Below are 16,807 nucleotides of genomic sequence, written 5' to 3'. Positions count from 1 at the left end.
ATTTTTAAATCTCTCCTAATGCATTTCGTTGACAAATGACCGATTAGTCATTAGTATAAATAATTGAATTTAGATAGTCAATAAAGGGTAGGTGTGAAGGTGAAAGGTTTAGTTAATTTCGTATTGAAAAACAAATTGGCAGTGTGGTTATTAACAATTATCATCACTGTCTCTGGAATTTATTCGGGTACAAGAATGAAAATGGAATCTATACCCGATATCTCGATCCCATACTTAATTGTCATGGGTGTATATCCTGGCGCAACGCCTGAACAAGTAATGAATGAGCTTTCCATTCCATTTGAGAAATCCATCGAAAGCTTAGAAGATGTTAAGGCCGTTTACTCAACTTCCTCTTCCAACGTAGCACAAGTTCAAGTGGAATACGACTATGGAATTGATATGGATGAGAAAAAGCGCCAATTAGAAGCAGCTTTAGATAATATCAAACTACCTGAAGGTGCTCAAGAGCCAACTATCATGGCCATCAGCATGAACATGATGCCTGTAGTCGCTTTATCTGTAAGTAGCTCTACGGAAGATATTGTGGATCTTACTTCAACAGTAGAAGACGTTTTACTTCCGAAAATCGAAAAAATTGATGGTGTTGCCTCTGCTACCATTACAGGTCAGCACATTGAACAAGTATCATTTAAATATGATGAAGAAAAAATGGCTGCACTAGGTTTAACAGAGGATACTGTTAAACAAATGATTCAGGCAAGTGATATGTCACTGTCACTTGGTTTATATCAATTTACTGTTGGTGAACAAGCCGTTTCAGTAGACGGTAAAGTGAAATCAGTAGATGAGCTGAAAGATTTATTAATTCCAGTCACACCTTCAGCTACAAATCCTTCACCTTTCGTTCGCTTAGGTGATATTGCAACGATTGAAGTAGAAGGTAAAGTACAATCTGTTTCACGTACAAATGGTCAAGATGCCATTGCAATTCAAATCGTAAAAGGTCAAGATGCTAATACGGTAACCGTTGTAAACGCAGTAAAAGACCTCATGAAAGATGAGGAAAAACGATTAGATGGCTTAAACGTAGACATCTCTCTTGACCAAGGTGCTCCAATTGAAGATTCTGTATTTACAATGATTGAAAAAGCAGTATTCGGTGGCGCAATTGCCGTATTAATCATTCTGCTATTCTTACGTGATTTCAAATCAACTATTATTTCGATTATCTCTATCCCAGTTTCTATTTTCATGGCATTACTGCTATTAAACTGGATGGATATCACACTAAACATTATGACCCTCGGTGCGATTACCGTCGCAATTGGTCGTGTTATTGATGACTCAATCGTAGTTGTTGAAAATATTTATCGACGTATTCACTTAAAACAAGAAAAATTAACGGGCCGTGCCCTAATTCGTGAAGCGACGATTGAAATGTTTAAACCAATTCTTTCCTCAACATTAGTAACGGTGGCTGTATTCGCCCCACTTATTTTCGTAGGTGGTATGGTTGGCGAATTATTCATGCCATTTGCCTTAACGATGACATTTGCATTAGGTGCGTCATTACTAGTAGCAATCACAATCGTACCTGCTTTATCTCACTTTTTATTCCGTAAAAAACTATATGGTGAGAAAAAAGAAAGTCAACACAAAGAAGTTGGTAAACTTGCAAATTGGTACAAAGTTATCTTAGAAAAAACATTAAATCACAAAATTATTACTTCAGTTATTGCGATTCTTTTACTTGCTGGTTCTCTAGCATTAACACCACTTATTGGTTTTAGTTTCATGGGATCACAGGAAGAAAAAGTCATGTACTTAACGTATACTCCAGCAACTGGAGAGCTTGCTGATGAAACGGCAGCGAATGTTGAAAAAGTAGAAAAAGAATTAATGAAACGTAAAGATGTTGATATTTTACAAGTTTCCATAACAGATGCTAATAATGTCGATCCATCAGCAATGATGATGGGTGGAGGCGCTGGCGGTGCCTTAATGTACCTTATCTTTGATCCTGATATGAAAGACTTCCCTAAAGCTCGTGAAGAAGTAGAAAATTATGTATTTAATATCGGCCAATCAGGAGAATGGAAATCTCAAAACTTCTCGTCTATGTCCATGTCTTCAAACGAAGTAAGCTATTCATTATATAGTGATGATTTAGATAAACTTCGTGATGCTGTCAATCAAGTAGAAGGTGTTCTAAAAGAAGTGGATGGCTTAGAAGATATAAAATCTGATAATGAAGATCCATATGTAGAGCATGTACTAAAAGTCGAACAGAAGAATGTCCTTCAATACGGCTTAACGACAGCGCAAATTGTGATGGCGTTAAATTCGAATACATCACAAGAAGTTTTAACAACAGTAGAAAATGATGGCGAAGATATTGATGTCATTATTCAACGTGAAGCTAAAGCAGCCGCAACTTCTCTTGATGATGTCTTAGCTACTGAAATTAAAACAGCATTAGGCACAACAATGACAATCGGTGAACTAGTAGATGTTGAGGAAGGTACAACACTTAACTCATTATCCCGTTCAAAAGGTGAGTATTTCGCAACAGTATCTGGTACGATTATCGGAGACGATATCTCAAAAGCAACTGCTGCTGCTGATAAGAAAATTGATAAATTAGATTTACCTAAAGGTGTAACGACAGGTGTTGCTGGTGTTGCTGCAGATATGCAAGAAACATTCACTAAGCTTGGTATTGCTATGCTAGCGGCAATTGCCATTGTATACTTCATTCTAGTTGTAACATTCGGTGAAGGTTTAGCGCCATTCGCTATTCTATTCTCACTACCATTCGCCGTAATTGGTGCATTTGTTGGTTTATTCGTAACAGGGCAAACTATTTCTGTTTCTGTAATGATGGGTCTATTGATGTTAATTGGGATCGTTGTAACAAACGCAATCGTATTAGTGGACCGTATCATTCATATGGAACATGATGGTCTTGCAATGCGTGAAGCCATCCTAGAAGCAGGGGCAACACGTTTACGTCCAATCCTTATGACAGCTATTGCAACAATCGGTGCAATGGTTCCTATGGCACTTGGTACTGGCGGTAGTGGTTTAATTTCTAAAGACTTAGCCATTACTGTAATTGGTGGTTTACTATCTTCAACACTATTAACATTAGTTGTTGTACCAATTGTTTATGAAATGCTATCTAAAATGTTAAAGAAAAACCGTAAAGATATTGAAGAAAATTAATAAAAAACAACCACTTATGCAATCATTGCATGAGTGGTTGTTTTTTATCCTAAGCTTTTTATTGATCTTCTTTCACTACAAAAACTTCCTTGCTTTCCACACCTGTAGCAGATACAGCCTTAATGCCGTATGTATAGCTATGCTTAGCAAGAGCTGACTTGTCCACAAATTTAGTGAGACCATCCATATTATAAACAACATCTACTATATTTCGAGGGTCATCATAAGAGCCTTCTTTGTTTCCTGTAAAACGATAAATGACATATTTGCGTGGTTTTGTTTCATTTTCGTCTATAATCTCTATCTTGCGACCTGCCGCTTCCTTTGTCACTTGCACAAAAGTCGGCACGTTCGGCACTGTGTCATCATCCCAAGTTGTTCCTGGTGTCAGTGCTGTGTAATTATATAGTTGTTGACTAACAATCGTTGCATAGCCTAGTTTATTGTTTTGAAGACTTCTTAAGGAGAAATGCATTTGCCCCTCGGCCGCTACCTTTTCCGAACGATTCGCTAGTATTTGACTTGGCAACTCCATTTTATTTTTCCATGCTGCATCACTGTCATTGCCAACTTTGTAATCAGCAAGCCCAATGTATAGATGCACAGGGTGTGTTGTTGCATATGTTTGCACTTCATGGCTCCACCAATTTAACAATGTCCCATATTTCGCAACAGATAATGTTCTGGACCAATAAATTTGTGGGGTAATATAATCAATCGTGCCATTTTGAATCCATGTTCTGACGTCTGCATATAAATCATCGTAATTATTGACACCAGCTCGTGTGTCACTTCCTGTGTTATCCAATGATTTATTACGCCATACGCCAAATGGTGAAATACCAAATTGTACATATGGCTTTGTTTCTTTAATGGCTGTATAAAGATTTTCTACAAGCTTGTTCACATTATCTCTTCGCCAATCCTCTACTTTAATAAAGGAACCACCATATTTTTTAAATGCCGCTTGATCAGGAAAAGCTTCATTAGCAATTTTGTATGGATAAAAATAATCATCCATATGAACGGCATCAACATCATAATTGGCTACTAGCTCACTTACTATTTCAACTAAATAGTCTTGCACCTCGGGTAAGCCAGGATTTAAATAATATTGTTTGCCATATTTAACAACCCAGTTTGGATGTGTTCTAGCTACGTTATCTGCGGCAAGGTCAGTTAGCTTTTGTCCAGACATTGTTACACGATAAGGATTCATCCAAGCATGCAATTCCATCCCTCGTTTATGCGACTCCTCTACTATTATCTCAAGAGGATCGTAACCGGGATTTGTACCTTGCTTTTTCCCTGTTATGTAGGACGACCATGGGGCTAGCTCAGACGCATACATTGCATCATTTGTTGGTCTTACTTGATAAATAACAGTATTGAATTTATTGGCTTTTAATTGATCCAATGTTTGGCCTGTCCAAGCCGTGTACTGCTCCTTCGTCATACCTGCTTTCATATCAAGATTAAGAACGGTTGAAATCCAGACAGCCCGCATTTCCCTTTTTGGCTGCGTCGTGCTTGCCATCGCAGTCTTTGCAGGGATTGTCGATAGGCATAACACAAAAATCATCGCGACTAAAGTTAAAAGTTTCCATTTACTATTTTTCTTTCTCATATTTCCTCCATTTGCTATTTTTCTATTTTAGTATATGATAAGTACTCGCTATATGCACGTTTCCGAAGCAACTTTATCGGGATGAATGAAAGCAAATAATAAGTTTCACGTCTAACAAACGTTTCAGATAGTTTCAAAATATGTATACTAACCTTAAAAAACTACTGAAAAAGCGATGAATAGTACTTTTCCCTCAACGAAATCTAGAAATATAGTAAAAGAGTGAAAAAACACAGATGAGTTGCGTTTTATTTTTATTCCAATTCTATTAGATTAATTTTATAATTTCCATATTTTTAAATCCAATCTAATTTTTGCTTAACTCATTCTTTACGCATAGATGAACTTTATGCTACAATCAACACAACTTATATAGAACGGAGGGTATTCCAAATGACAGCTTCAATTAGACTACGATTTCACCTTACTAATTAAATATGTGTACACTTTGCCTGCTGTGCAAGGGAAATGGAATTAGTCTAGTCTGTTTTAGGAATACTGGAAAAGAGGGGACGTCAACTCCCCTCTTTTTGTTGTCTTTCTACTTTCCACACAGGCACTACTGTTAGAAAGGGATGACGAAATTGGAACATTGGAAACGAAATACGGTACTTTTTTTAAGTAGTCAAACGATTTCACTTTTTGGCTCCGCGCTTGTGCAATATGCCATTACATGGTATATCACACTTACAACGCAATCAGGCAGCATGATGACCATTGCGATCATTTGCGGCTTTTTACCAACCTTCTTTTTAGCACCTATTGCTGGTGTCTGGGCAGATCGCTATAACCGTAAATGGCTTATTATTTTAGCAGATGGAATGATTGCCTTATCTACGCTAATTTTAGCTATTTTATTTTTAATCGGCTATGATGAGCTCTGGCTACTATTTGTTATATCAGCTGTACGTGCAGTTGGTGCAGGTATTCAAACGCCAGCAGTGGGAGCGATTTTACCACAATTTGTGCCTGAAGAGCATTTAATGAAGGTCAATGGTGTAAATAGTAGCATTCAAGCGTTTATCATGATTCTTGCACCTATGGCAAGTGGTGCATTATTAACGATGGCTTCCATTGAATCCATTTTCTTTATTGATGTGACAACAGCGGCTATTGCCATCGCTATCTTCTTATTATTTCTGCATATTCCTGCACATTCAAAAGCTAATCAGCCACAAACAACAGGCTATTTTAGTGATATGAAACAAGGCTTCATCTATATTAAAGAGCATGCTTTCTTGAAACAATTGTTCTTGTTCTTTGCCTTTTTTATGCTGCTTGCTGCACCTGCTGCCTTTTTAACGCCTTTACAAGTTACACGTACTTTTGGCAATGATGTATGGCGTTTGACTGCCATCGAAATGGCCTTTGCCATTGGGATGTTAATTGGTGGTATCGCAATCGCAACATGGGGTGGCTTTAAAAATAAAGTGCATACGATGACATTATCTGCTTTATTATTTGGTCTTTGTACAATGGCTCTTGGAATCATCCCTGTTTTTTGGCTGTATCTTGGGATCATGGCCATTACTGGTATAGCCATGCCAATCTTTAATACACCTGCAACGGTGTTATTACAAGAAAAAGTGGATAGTGATTATATGGGAAGAGTATTTGGCATTCTTAGTATGATATCTACCTCTATGATGCCGTTAGGTATGCTAATTTTCGGTCCAATAGCAGATATTATTGCTATCGAGTGGCTACTCATCGGTACAGGAATCCTATTATTTATCCAAGGATTTTTCCTTTTAGGCAGTAAAGTCTTATTAAAAGCTGGCAAACCTACTGCTGAGCATGTTAACTCGCTAGAAAAAAAGTGAAGACTTCGTTTCGAGATAATTGTTGTTGATAAAAAAGAAAATTAAAATTTAGCTTATAAACAATCTTAAACGCATACAGACTTTCTTGACGCTAAAAAAGCCCTACTATATGCAGGGCTTTTTCGTCTTTGTCCATGTCTTAGTAATAATTTTTTGTGCTTTAGCACCTTGCTTCACACAATACCGATGGAATCATTCTTTGGGCATTTAAAAGATGAAATAGATTATAAAGAAGCAGAAAGTTTAGCAGAATTACATACACTTATGATGGATTACATGAATCATTACAACCACACAAGAAAGCAATGGACATTAAAAATGATGACTCCAGCAACTTACCGAAGTCATCTGATTGCAGCGTAAGTACAACTACATCCCTTTTTATTAAACTGTCTACAAAATGGGGCGCAGTTCAATTGCTGTTTCACTACCCTCTTTATTTTTACAACCATTTTTCGATACAGTATATCTTTTTAGCTGTTGCATCTAACCGTACTTGTTTGCCTATCGCTATCGGATGCATAGGATGGGTATGACAAATATCTACATCTGCTAATATTGGAATCTCTATTCCATCAAGTTGTTCTATTAAAATATTATACGGTTGACGGCCTGTACCTAAATCATCATAACATTCATGTTTACCCAAAATAATGCCATTTATTTTGTTAAATACGCCATGTAATTTCAACATAGCAAAATTCTTTTCAACAATGGCCGCATTTTTCATGCAGTCCTCTACTAATAAAATGTCTCCCTCCTCAATTTCAGGAAAATAAGGCGTACCAATAAAACCATACATAGCATTGGCATTTCCGCCAATTAACCTACCTTCAACGATCCCTTCATGAACTGTCAGCCATACATTGTTCTTTACCTTTTTATCTACTGTCTTCTCTAGCCAATTAACAGGTTCATCTGACCAGTATGGAGGCATTGGGATTTCATAAGGAATTGTTTGAGGGTTAAAGAAATAATTCTCAAAATATTTGTATGTGTCGTTTACTAATGGTTCGAACTCGCCAAAAGAAGGTACTAGTGCTGGGCCATAAAAAGTAGATATACCAGTCTTCGCATAGAGCGCCAGTAAAATGGCTGTTGCATCAGAATAACCTACGACAATTTTGGGATAACGGCGGAAAGCCTCATAATCAATATAGGGCAGCATACTATTTGCATTGGTGCCCCCTATTGTAGACATAATGATATCGACATTAGGATTGTGTAATAACTCATTGAATTCTTCTGCACGTTCCTTTGGTGAACCAGAGCGATAGTAATCCGATTGGCCAGTAAGCGAACCCGTCACGATATGAAAATTTTTCTCTTCTAGAAACGCTTTTGCTCGTTCATAACGCTTCAACGCCGTAACTGTTGCTGGTGAGGATGGTGAAAAAATGCCGATGGTTATCTGTGAAGTCATACATACATTCCTTTCTCGATCACTTTTATATAAGCTTTGACATGTAGTATTCATTGACATATTGTCCATCTACATACAAGGAATCCCGCTTCGTGCCCTCAATGTCATAACCCATTCTTTTATATAAAGCAACACCTGCTTCATTATTTTCCATAACGGTTAACTCCAGACGATGTATACCATTATCTTTTGCCCAATCCTCAACGTGCTTAAATAGTGCCGTCCCAATCTTCCTTCCTCTATAGTCACTATGTATGCCGATAACAACATAAGCACGATGGGCAATTCTAGATGGTTCATTTCCTTGCACAATTAAATAAGCAACCACCTTTTCATCTATTTCAGCTACGAATAAAGCTGAATGGGAACTATGGTGAAGATTATCTATATATTTTACAAATTTCTCAGGAGCTAAATTTCGCTCTCCTGGCCCGAATAACATAAAATTGGAGGCCTCTGCATTTGTCATAACAGCTATAATTTGTTCACTATCATTTCGGTCTGCTTCTCGTATAAACAATTTAAACATCCTCTCCACCTAAAATTTATTGACTTCATGTGCCAAATGATACGATAAACTCTAATTTCTCCAGTATGTTTTTTTTGATCATCTTCTCCGCTTATATAACCTTCGCACTGCTACTTGGAGCGATAACACGTATCTCATCACCAATTGCTAGTTTTTGTGGAATTCACATATTTTCTACTCTAATAGGTTTGAATTGTAGTTTAATTCATAAACGGCTTGTTCATGACCAAATCGTTCTATCACCTGTACTTTGTGCATGCCTAATTTCTCAAGTAAACGACAAGATGCACTATTCGCTGTTTGTGTTTCTGCCACAATAGATGATATATTCAAGTGTTTCAAGCCCTCCTCAATAACTTGAGTGAGAACTTCAAAAGCTAATCCCTTCCCCCAATACTGAGGTAAAAATTGATAGGAAAGCTCATATAACTCTTTATCATGGTATTCATCAATCGAGACAAGTCCTATAAATTCACCTGTCGTCTTTAATGATATATAGAAATATGTATTCGGAAATGGTGCTTCTAGCATGCCTTTAAAAGATGCCTCTATATAGCTGTCTTGTGGAACCCCTCCAAGATAGGTTCTAACTTTTTCATTGGAGTAGAGCACATGAATAGCTGTGAAATGTTCTGGTTGTAATCGTTCAATCACACAGTTACTTGTAATAAACTTCATTTTTCTTCTCCCCTTCTTTATGTCAAAGTTTAATCCAATCACAATACTGAAATCAAACATTTTTTCCAAATATTCCTTTTCTTGATCATAATAAAAAGTAGTGACCAGCTCAAATAGCTGTATCACTACCTTTATTATTGTCCGTATTGTTCAAGTAAATGCTGTGTATTGGTTGATTGTTCGAGTGCCTTTTGCTCTTTAGCCCAATAGATTAAATATTGCTCATCACCAATGTTAAAAACCATTTGTTGCAATTCCTCATCTAATTCTGAACTGATCGCAACTTTTAAAATCTCTACTTCATAAAGGGGCTTATCCTTCATTTTGTATACAATTTGATAAGCGGGCTTTTCTTCAAAAATGGTTCTTTCTTTTTTCGAAAGCTTCCTTACGTGACTTAATGGATAGCTCTCAATAAAGTCTTTTGCTTCATCGTCAGTAGCCCGAAGTAAAGATTGTTCCCCCTGTATCAATTCAATTGTATCAATTTCTGAGGCTTGATCTAAAATAAGGGAAATTGCCTCATCTTCATTTTGTTCTCGGTATTGCATCGTAAAAGCACCAATTAGTAAAATACTAGCAAATATTACAAGTCTCCATCTTCGTTTAGTCATCTCCTGTTACCCATTCAATGCCTTTTTAACAAAGCGGTTTATATCAACATCAGCGCCTATTACAAGCATAATATCACCAAGTAAAATCTTGTCGCTTGCCTGTGGCGATACGATAATATCAGCACCACGCTTGATGCCCACAATGTTAATGCCATATTTTGCTCGGATATCTAAATCAATAATGGAGTATCCGGCGATTGCATCATTTGCCTTTAACTCCATAATAGAGTGTTCATCTGAAAGCTCTAAATAATCTAGCACTGTATTCGACAACATATTATTGGCAATACGAATCCCCATATCTCGCTCAGGATGGACGACAAAATCAGCGCCAATTTTACGCAACACTTTTTCATGGTAATCATTTTGAGCCTTCACTGTAATTTGTTCAACACCAATTTCTTTTAAAATAATCGTTGTTAAGATACTCGCTTGAATATCTTCACCAATTGCTACAATGACATGCTCAAAATTACGGATACCTAATGAATTCAGTACCGATTCATCTGTTGAATCTGCAATGACGGCTTGTGTAGCAATAGAAGCAAATTCGTCTACGCGCTCTGAAGAATGGTCAATCGCCATTACTTGTGCGCCTTGACTCATTAATTCACGAACAATACTTCCTCCAAAACGTCCAAGCCCTATGACAGCAAACTCTTTTTTCATCATAAAAAATCCCTCCGAAAACTACTATACCACCATTGTAGCGTATTCTTTGCGATATGTATTGTCAAAACAAGAGCCTATTCGTCAATATAGGACAACAAAAAAGACGAGGACCATAATCCCCGTCTAATCATATTTCATTTATTCAGCGTTACGCATCTCATCCAGCACACGATTTACACGTTTTTCTAGCATCTTCATGCCACTACCACCAGCTTGCATATGACGCAACTGGCCATCTTTATCGAACACAAAATATGCTGGTACATATTGGTTTTCAAAAGCATCGGTTAGCTTCATTTCACTATCCACAAAGATTGGCTGCACAATATCATGCTCTGCTGCTACCGCTTTAATTGTGTCTAAATCAGTATCTTCCTCAGAACGTGGCATATGTACTGCTACAACGTTTAGTTCATCTTTATATTGATCACGGAAATTGTTGACATCTGGCATTGCTTCTTTACACAAATGGCAGCTTACTGACCAGAAGTGGATTAATGTTGGTTTTTCGCCTACTAATTCCGCTTTTGTTACTTCACCATTTAACCAAGTCGTTGCGCCTACTAGTTCAGGCATTTGTTCACGAAGTTTCATAAAAATCCTCCTCTAAAATATAGTATGCCCTCGACGTTATTGTCTCAAAAATTGACGAGACCATCAGAGGTAACGAAAATTATACGTAGCCAATTCAGTTAAAAGTCCCCACAAGCTTGTCGTGGGGACTCTTAATTTGTTCCATAATAACTCGACTCTATTTAGATTATAGAGTTGCTTGACCTGGACGCCAGTTCGCTGGGCAAAGACCGCCAGTTTGTAATGCTTGAAGTACACGCAATGTTTCATCTACATCACGACCGATGTTGTTATCGAACACTGTTTGGTATTTTAATTCACCTTCTGGGTTGATGATGAATAAACCACGTAATGCGATACCTTCTTCTTCAATTAATACGCCATAATCTTTAGATACTTGGTGGTTTGTATCAGCAGCTAATGGGTATTTTAACTCTCCAAGACCATTTTGTGTGCGGTCTGTGTTAATCCATGCTAAGTGTGTGTGGATTGTATCAGTTGAAACACCGATTACTTCTGCATCTAAGTCTTCGAACTCGTCATAACGATCGCTCATTGCAGTGATTTCAGTTGGACATACAAATGTGAAGTCCATTGGATAGAAGAAAAGAACTGTCCATTTGTCTTGTGCTTTAATATCTTCTAATGATACTTTACCAAATGATTTGTCTGAAAGTACTGCTTCCATTGAAAAGTCAGGTGCTTGTTTACCTACCATGCGTTCTGCCATAATAAATCCCTCCGAAATTAATATGTAGTTTATCTATTCCATTCGCACATGCGAACTCGTCTTCTACGATAGCAGAGTAATCGTAGTTTTTCAAACAAGTAAACTCCGCCTATTTGTACGATTGAAGTGGATTGACAAAAATTCGTCAAATCCACAACTGGAATTCCTGCTACAGCCTATTTATTAGCTATTTTTAACAAAAATATTCTTCACTATACAAAATTTTTCTCCATATTATTTATGCCTTATTTTTTTACATTTTGTAGCTGTTTTTTTCACAAAAAACGATTGCAAATTTTTTATTATTATGTATAATTGTAATGGTTTTAGTAAACTAAAAGTTTCGTTAAAGTAAACTTCATATTTCAAAAGTTTATGATTGCTAAACTTCTTCTAGGAGGGAAAAGATGCAAATAGGAGCAAAAATCAAAGCGCTTCGTTTAAAAAAAGGTCTCACCCAAGAGGAACTTGGAGAACGTACAGATTTAAGTAAAGGATACATTTCCCAATTGGAACGTGATTTGAATTCACCTTCTATTGAAACATTATTTTCGATTTTAGAAGTTTTAGGGTCAACACCTAAAGAATTTTTTGATGATGAATCACCTGAACAAAAGGTTGTTTATACAGAGGAAGATCAATCTACTTATACAGATGAAGAAAAAAAATATGAAATCCAGTGGCTGATCCCTACATCCAATGAAAAAGAAATGGAACCTATATTCCTAACACTTGCCGCAGATGGCGAATTCAAACAATTTGAGCCATCGCTCTCAGAAACATTTATTTATGTTGTCAAAGGGCGTATTCGTCTTGTTTTAGGGAATGAACAGTATATCGCAAGTGAAGGCAATGCCCTTTATTTTGACGCGACAGACAATCACCAAATTTTTAATGCACATGCTGCTGAAACGAAAATTTTACTCGTTGCAACAGATTCATATTTATAGCTTAAGGAGGCGCATCAATGACAACGAATGCAATTATCCGCTTTGAAAATGTTTCAAAGTCTTATAGTGACGGTACCGTCGTCTTAAAGAATATTAACTTGGAGCTTGAAAAAGGCAAATTTTATACACTCCTTGGTCCATCTGGTTGTGGAAAAACTACAATTTTACGAATCATTGCAGGATTCACGGAACCAACATCAGGAGATGTATTTTTCCACGATAAAAAAATTAACACAGTCCCTGCCAATGAACGTCAGGTCAATACTGTCTTTCAGGATTATGCGCTGTTCCCACATTTAAATGTTTTTGAAAATGTCGCATTTGGATTACGAATCAAAAAGCTACCTGAAAATGAAATTAAGGAGCGTGTGGCTGAGGCATTAAAATTTGTCAATTTAGCAGGCTACAGCAGTCGTGAAATTTCTGAAATGTCTGGTGGACAACGTCAACGTGTGGCAATTGCGCGTGCCATTGTCAACGACCCTGAAGTCATTTTACTGGATGAGCCGCTTTCAGCTCTAGACTTAAAGCTACGTACAGAAATGCAATATGAATTGCGTGAATTACAGCAACGCCTTGGTAAAACATTTGTCTTTGTTACACACGATCAAGAAGAAGCACTTGCTATGAGTGATGAAATTTTTGTTTTAAGTGAAGGGCAAATCCAACAATCTGGCACACCAGTAGATATTTATGATGAGCCGATTAACCGCTTTGTAGCTGACTTTATTGGTGAATCCAATATTGTGCCTGGTGTCATGATTGAAGATTTTAAGGTTCAATTTGCTGGCAAGATTTTTGAATGTGTCGACCAAGGAATGAAGCCAAATGAAAAAATTGATATTGTCATTCGACCAGAAGATTTAGAAATGACAACCATTGATAAAGGGAAACTAGTGGTAAAAGTCGATACACAATTATTCCGAGGCGTACATTATGAATTGTCTACGTACGATAAAGATGGCAATGAGTGGCTAGTCCATTCATTGAAAAAAGCAGAAGTAGGGACAGAAATCGGCTTAGACTTTGATCCAGAGGCGATTCATGTAATGCGCTTAAATGAAACAGAGGAAGAGTTTGATAAACGATTAGAATCGTATGGAGACGACGATGATGCAAACTAAGACGTCGAAATCTGCGTTATTTCCATATGTGCTCTGGATTGCCTTTTTCGTTATCGCGCCAATTGCACTCATTGTGTATTATTCCCTACTCGATTTACATGGCAATTTCACGCTCGATAACTATAAAGCGTTCTTTACTTCTGTTTATTTAAAGATGACATTGAGCTCGTTTTGGTATGCATTTTTAATTACATTCTTTACTTTGTTAATTTCATACCCAACTGCTTATTTTTTAACGAAGACAAAGCATAAACAACTTTGGCTTCTTCTGATTATTATTCCTTCATGGATTAATCTTTTGTTAAAAACATATGCATTTATCGGCATCTTTGGTTTGTATGGACCGATTAATGCATTTATCGAAGTATTTGGCTTCGATCCAAAGCAAATGCTCTTTACTGATATTAGCTTTGTCTTTGTGTCGGTGTATATTTTTATTCCATTTATGATTTTACCGATTTTCAACTCTTTAGATCGTTTAAATCCAACACTCATTTATGCATCACGTGATTTAGGAGCTTCTGCCTTTACAACCTTCCGACGTGTTGTTTTACCACTGACTATGGATGGCGTTAAATCGGGTATTCAGGTTGTCTTTATCCCTGCTTTATCTCTATTCATGATTACACGTTTAATTGCCGGAAACCGTGTCATCACCCTTGGGACAGCGATTGAACAGCAATTCCTTGTGACACAAAATTGGGGTATGGGCTCTACTATTGCCGTGTTCTTAATTTTGTTCATGGTGATTATTATGCTAATTACGGGACAAAAAGATAAAGGAGGTCGCGTACGATGAACAAACTATCTGCATCAGCCAAAGTCTATTTAACGATTGTTTTTATCGTTCTCTATGCACCAATCTTCTATTTAATCTTTTACTCGTTCAATAGTGGTGGCTCCATGAATAATTTTGAGTCATTTACTTTAGAGCATTATCAAGCCGTTTTTGAAGATTCACGTCTACTTGTCATTTTAATCAATACTGTTATTGTGGCATTACTTTCTGCTTTAATTTCTACTATTATTGGGACACTAGGGGCAATTGGTATTGTGACAGTAAAGGATTCAAAAATGCGCAATACTTTACTATCCTTAAACAATGTTTTAATCGTCAGCCCAGACGTTATTATTGGTGCAAGCTTTTTAATTTTATTTACAATGGTTGGCATTAAGTTGGGCTTTGCGTCAGTATTATTAGCACATGTCGCATTTAGTGTACCGATTGTTGTGTTGATGGTTTTACCAAAACTACTTGAAATGAATAAATCATTAATTGATGCAGCATTAGATTTAGGGGCAACAAAAAAGGACATTATGATGCGTGTTATTTTACCTTATATCCAGCCAGGTATTTTTGCAGGTTTCTTCCTTGCCCTTACGTATTCATTAGATGATTTTGCCGTAACATTCTTCGTAACTGGGAATGGCTTCAGTACACTATCTGTAGAAATCTACTCGATGGCGCGTGCAGGAATATCACTAACCGTTAATGCTATTTCTGGTTTAGTATTCTTTGTCACAGTTCTAGTCGTAGTTGGTTATTATTTCGTTACAAGTCGTAAGAGTAAAAGAATGGAGGGGCAACGATGAAGTCATTAATTCAAGCTACCATCACCATCCTTGTTGTTTCAGCTCTTTTATTCTATGCAGCTGACGCCTTGAGTGCAGGCGGAGGTAAAAGTGGTAAAAACACTTTAACCATTTTTAACTGGGGTGAATATATTGACCCTGACTTATTGAAACAATTTGAAAAAGAAACAGGCATTCATGTCATTTATGAAACATTCGATTCCAATGAAGCCATGATGACAAAAATCCAACAAGGTGGAACAGCATATGATATTGCCGTCCCTTCTGAGTATATGATTGAAAAAATGAAGGAAGAAAATTTATTAATTCCTTTAGATAAAACGAAAATCCCTAATTTTAAAAATATCGATCCTTACTTTTTAGATTTACCATTCGATGACGACAATAAATATTCCGTTCCTTATTTCTGGGGAACAGTAGGTATTGTTTATAATCCAAGCCTTGTTGGAGATTTAGATTTCTCTTCTTGGGACGATTTATGGGACCCTTCATTAAAACGAAAAGTCTTTTTAGTAGATGGTGCCCGTGAAGTCATTGGGATGGGCTTAAATAGTCTTGGACACTCACTGAATTCATTGGAAAATCAAGAACTACGTGAGGCTACTGACAAGTTAATTACACTTGCACCAAATGTAAAAGCCATCATTGGAGATGAAATTACTCCATTAATGATCAATAATGAGGCAGCTGTTGCCCTCACTTGGTCTGGGCAAGCAGCAGACATGATGTATGAAAATGAAGAGTTAGACTTTGCTGTACCTGATGAAGGCTCGAATTTATGGTTCGATAATATGGTTATCCCAAAAACATCAAAAAATATCGATGGTGCACATGCCTTTATTAATTTTATGCTAAGTGCTGAATCTGGTGCCCAAAATGCCGATTTTGTAGGCTACTCTACGCCAAATATCGCAGCCATGGACTTAATGGACGAAGAGGTTGTTTCGGATGAACGCTATTACCCTTCTGAGGAACAACGCGATACATTAGAGGTCTACAAAAACTTAGGGCCTGATTACTTAGGTAAATATAATGAATTGTTTTTAGAATTTAAAATGAGCATTCGATAATTAAAATAGCGACTTGGTGTAGAAAACCAAGTTGCTATTTTTGTCTAAACACACCTAATTTTCTATTAATCTTTTTGTGCTTCTATTTCACGAAGCAGTTAAGAGAACAAGAAAGGTTATTGAGTGACGTTCCGTTGTTGCCCATGCCAGGCGTACAATCAAAAAGTACCACAACCATTAACAGTTGCGGTACTTTCAAAACTTCATCTAAT

15 protein-coding genes and 1 pseudogene are annotated in these 16,807 nt (G+C 36.9%); 8 read left to right on the top strand and 8 right to left on the bottom strand.

Translation table 11 applies throughout. The features are described from left to right. The first annotated feature begins 99 nt into the window (after positions 1 to 99). The gene (locus GJU32_RS11740) at positions 100 to 3,189 is read left to right on the top strand and encodes an efflux RND transporter permease subunit (protein ID WP_155592131.1); all 3,090 of its coding nucleotides are present in this window, start codon (positions 100 to 102) and stop codon (positions 3,187 to 3,189) included. 58 nt (positions 3,190 to 3,247) lie between these two features. On the opposite strand, the gene GJU32_RS11735 is transcribed toward GJU32_RS11740, so the two are convergent. Continuing rightward, positions 3,248 to 4,816: a glycoside hydrolase family 10-like protein gene (locus tag GJU32_RS11735; protein ID WP_155592130.1), complete on the bottom strand. Its 1,569-nt coding sequence runs from the start codon at positions 4,814 to 4,816 to the stop codon at positions 3,248 to 3,250. 575 nt (positions 4,817 to 5,391) lie between these two features. Between GJU32_RS11735 and GJU32_RS11730 the strand changes: the two genes are divergently transcribed. Together GJU32_RS11730 and GJU32_RS23760 are read left to right on the top strand one after the other, a co-directional pair. After that, positions 5,392 to 6,639: an MFS transporter gene (locus GJU32_RS11730; RefSeq protein ID WP_155592129.1), complete on the top strand. Its 1,248-nt coding sequence runs from the start codon at positions 5,392 to 5,394 to the stop codon at positions 6,637 to 6,639. A 69-nt stretch (positions 6,640 to 6,708) separates the two neighbouring features. Continuing rightward, positions 6,709 to 7,002 (top strand): annotated as a pseudogene (locus tag GJU32_RS23760) (IS3 family transposase); the annotation flags it as partial. Between the two features lie 79 nt (positions 7,003 to 7,081). Here GJU32_RS23760 and GJU32_RS11720 read toward each other — a convergent pair. The 7 genes from GJU32_RS11720 to GJU32_RS11690 form a co-directional block, all read right to left on the bottom strand. Beyond that, complete coding sequence (locus GJU32_RS11720) at positions 7,082 to 8,062, bottom strand: S66 family peptidase (protein WP_155592128.1); 981 nt, start codon at positions 8,060 to 8,062, stop codon at positions 7,082 to 7,084. Positions 8,063 to 8,087: 25 nt separating this feature from the next. After that, positions 8,088 to 8,582, bottom strand: a complete 495-nt coding sequence (locus tag GJU32_RS11715) for a GNAT family N-acetyltransferase (protein WP_155592184.1) — start codon at positions 8,580 to 8,582, stop codon at positions 8,088 to 8,090. Positions 8,583 to 8,765: 183 nt separating this feature from the next. Continuing rightward, positions 8,766 to 9,269, bottom strand: coding sequence for a GNAT family N-acetyltransferase (locus tag GJU32_RS11710; RefSeq protein WP_230875024.1), 504 nt, complete (start codon positions 9,267 to 9,269; stop codon positions 8,766 to 8,768). A gap of 134 nt (positions 9,270 to 9,403) precedes the next feature. Beyond that, positions 9,404 to 9,883 carry a hypothetical protein gene (locus tag GJU32_RS11705; protein WP_155592127.1) on the bottom strand — a complete coding sequence of 160 codons (480 nt, stop codon included), beginning with the start codon at positions 9,881 to 9,883 and terminating at the stop codon, positions 9,404 to 9,406. A gap of 6 nt (positions 9,884 to 9,889) precedes the next feature. Then, positions 9,890 to 10,552, bottom strand: coding sequence for a potassium channel family protein (locus GJU32_RS11700; RefSeq protein ID WP_155592183.1), 663 nt, complete (start codon positions 10,550 to 10,552; stop codon positions 9,890 to 9,892). A gap of 141 nt (positions 10,553 to 10,693) precedes the next feature. Further along, positions 10,694 to 11,149 carry a TlpA family protein disulfide reductase gene (locus tag GJU32_RS11695; protein ID WP_155592126.1) on the bottom strand — a complete coding sequence of 152 codons (456 nt, stop codon included), beginning with the start codon at positions 11,147 to 11,149 and terminating at the stop codon, positions 10,694 to 10,696. A 166-nt stretch (positions 11,150 to 11,315) separates the two neighbouring features. Beyond that, the gene (locus GJU32_RS11690; protein ID WP_155592125.1) at positions 11,316 to 11,858 is read right to left on the bottom strand and encodes a peroxiredoxin; all 543 of its coding nucleotides are present in this window, start codon (positions 11,856 to 11,858) and stop codon (positions 11,316 to 11,318) included. Between the two features lie 407 nt (positions 11,859 to 12,265). Here GJU32_RS11690 and GJU32_RS11685 point away from each other — a divergent pair, with 407 nt between their 5' ends. Genes GJU32_RS11685 through GJU32_RS11665 form a run of 5 tightly spaced genes read left to right on the top strand, consistent with a single transcriptional unit; the run spans position 12,266 to position 16,595 of the window. After that, positions 12,266 to 12,808 (top strand): helix-turn-helix domain-containing protein, encoded by a 543-nt coding sequence (locus GJU32_RS11685; protein ID WP_155592124.1) that lies wholly within the window; start codon positions 12,266 to 12,268, stop codon positions 12,806 to 12,808. Between the two features lie 17 nt (positions 12,809 to 12,825). Further along, a complete protein-coding gene (locus GJU32_RS11680; protein WP_155592123.1) occupies positions 12,826 to 13,932 on the top strand; it encodes an ABC transporter ATP-binding protein in 1,107 nt (368 codons plus the stop codon). After that, positions 13,922 to 14,731 (top strand): ABC transporter permease, encoded by an 810-nt coding sequence (locus GJU32_RS11675; RefSeq protein WP_155592122.1) that lies wholly within the window; start codon positions 13,922 to 13,924, stop codon positions 14,729 to 14,731. Before GJU32_RS11680 ends, GJU32_RS11675 begins: the two co-directional genes overlap by 11 nt. Beyond that, positions 14,728 to 15,525 carry an ABC transporter permease gene (locus GJU32_RS11670; RefSeq protein ID WP_155592121.1) on the top strand — a complete coding sequence of 266 codons (798 nt, stop codon included), beginning with the start codon at positions 14,728 to 14,730 and terminating at the stop codon, positions 15,523 to 15,525. The genes GJU32_RS11675 and GJU32_RS11670 overlap by 4 nt, the downstream gene beginning before the upstream one ends. Next, positions 15,522 to 16,595 carry an ABC transporter substrate-binding protein gene (locus tag GJU32_RS11665; protein WP_155592120.1) on the top strand — a complete coding sequence of 358 codons (1,074 nt, stop codon included), beginning with the start codon at positions 15,522 to 15,524 and terminating at the stop codon, positions 16,593 to 16,595. Before GJU32_RS11670 ends, GJU32_RS11665 begins: the two co-directional genes overlap by 4 nt. Positions 16,596 to 16,807 lie beyond the last annotated feature (212 nt).

This window comes from Lysinibacillus cavernae, assembly GCF_009724685.1.
Taxonomy (GTDB): domain Bacteria; phylum Bacillota; class Bacilli; order Bacillales_A; family Planococcaceae; genus Lysinibacillus; species Lysinibacillus cavernae.
The sequence above is the reverse complement of the archived record's forward strand: the minus strand, read 5'-3'. Positions and strand labels throughout refer to the sequence as shown.

Excerpts from the sequence above, each read along its gene's own strand:
- GJU32_RS11735 (WP_155592130.1), bottom strand. The coding sequence starts at position 4,816 with ATGAGAAAGAAAAATAGTAAATGGAAACTTTTAACTTTAGTCGCGATG.
- GJU32_RS11730 (WP_155592129.1), top strand. The coding sequence starts at position 5,392 with ATGACGAAATTGGAACATTGGAAACGAAATACGGTACTTTTTTTAAGT.
- GJU32_RS11720 (WP_155592128.1), bottom strand. The coding sequence starts at position 8,062 with ATGACTTCACAGATAACCATCGGCATTTTTTCACCATCCTCACCAGCA.
- GJU32_RS11710 (WP_230875024.1), bottom strand. The coding sequence starts at position 9,269 with ATGAAGTTTATTACAAGTAACTGTGTGATTGAACGATTACAACCAGAA.
- GJU32_RS11705 (WP_155592127.1), bottom strand. The coding sequence starts at position 9,883 with ATGACTAAACGAAGATGGAGACTTGTAATATTTGCTAGTATTTTACTA.
- GJU32_RS11700 (WP_155592183.1), bottom strand. The coding sequence starts at position 10,552 with ATGAAAAAAGAGTTTGCTGTCATAGGGCTTGGACGTTTTGGAGGAAGT.
- GJU32_RS11695 (WP_155592126.1), bottom strand. The coding sequence starts at position 11,149 with ATGAAACTTCGTGAACAAATGCCTGAACTAGTAGGCGCAACGACTTGG.
- GJU32_RS11690 (WP_155592125.1), bottom strand. The coding sequence starts at position 11,858 with ATGGCAGAACGCATGGTAGGTAAACAAGCACCTGACTTTTCAATGGAA.
- GJU32_RS11685 (WP_155592124.1), top strand. The coding sequence starts at position 12,266 with ATGCAAATAGGAGCAAAAATCAAAGCGCTTCGTTTAAAAAAAGGTCTC.
- GJU32_RS11680 (WP_155592123.1), top strand. The coding sequence starts at position 12,826 with ATGACAACGAATGCAATTATCCGCTTTGAAAATGTTTCAAAGTCTTAT.
- GJU32_RS11675 (WP_155592122.1), top strand. The coding sequence starts at position 13,922 with ATGCAAACTAAGACGTCGAAATCTGCGTTATTTCCATATGTGCTCTGG.
- GJU32_RS11670 (WP_155592121.1), top strand. The coding sequence starts at position 14,728 with ATGAACAAACTATCTGCATCAGCCAAAGTCTATTTAACGATTGTTTTT.
- GJU32_RS11665 (WP_155592120.1), top strand. The coding sequence starts at position 15,522 with ATGAAGTCATTAATTCAAGCTACCATCACCATCCTTGTTGTTTCAGCT.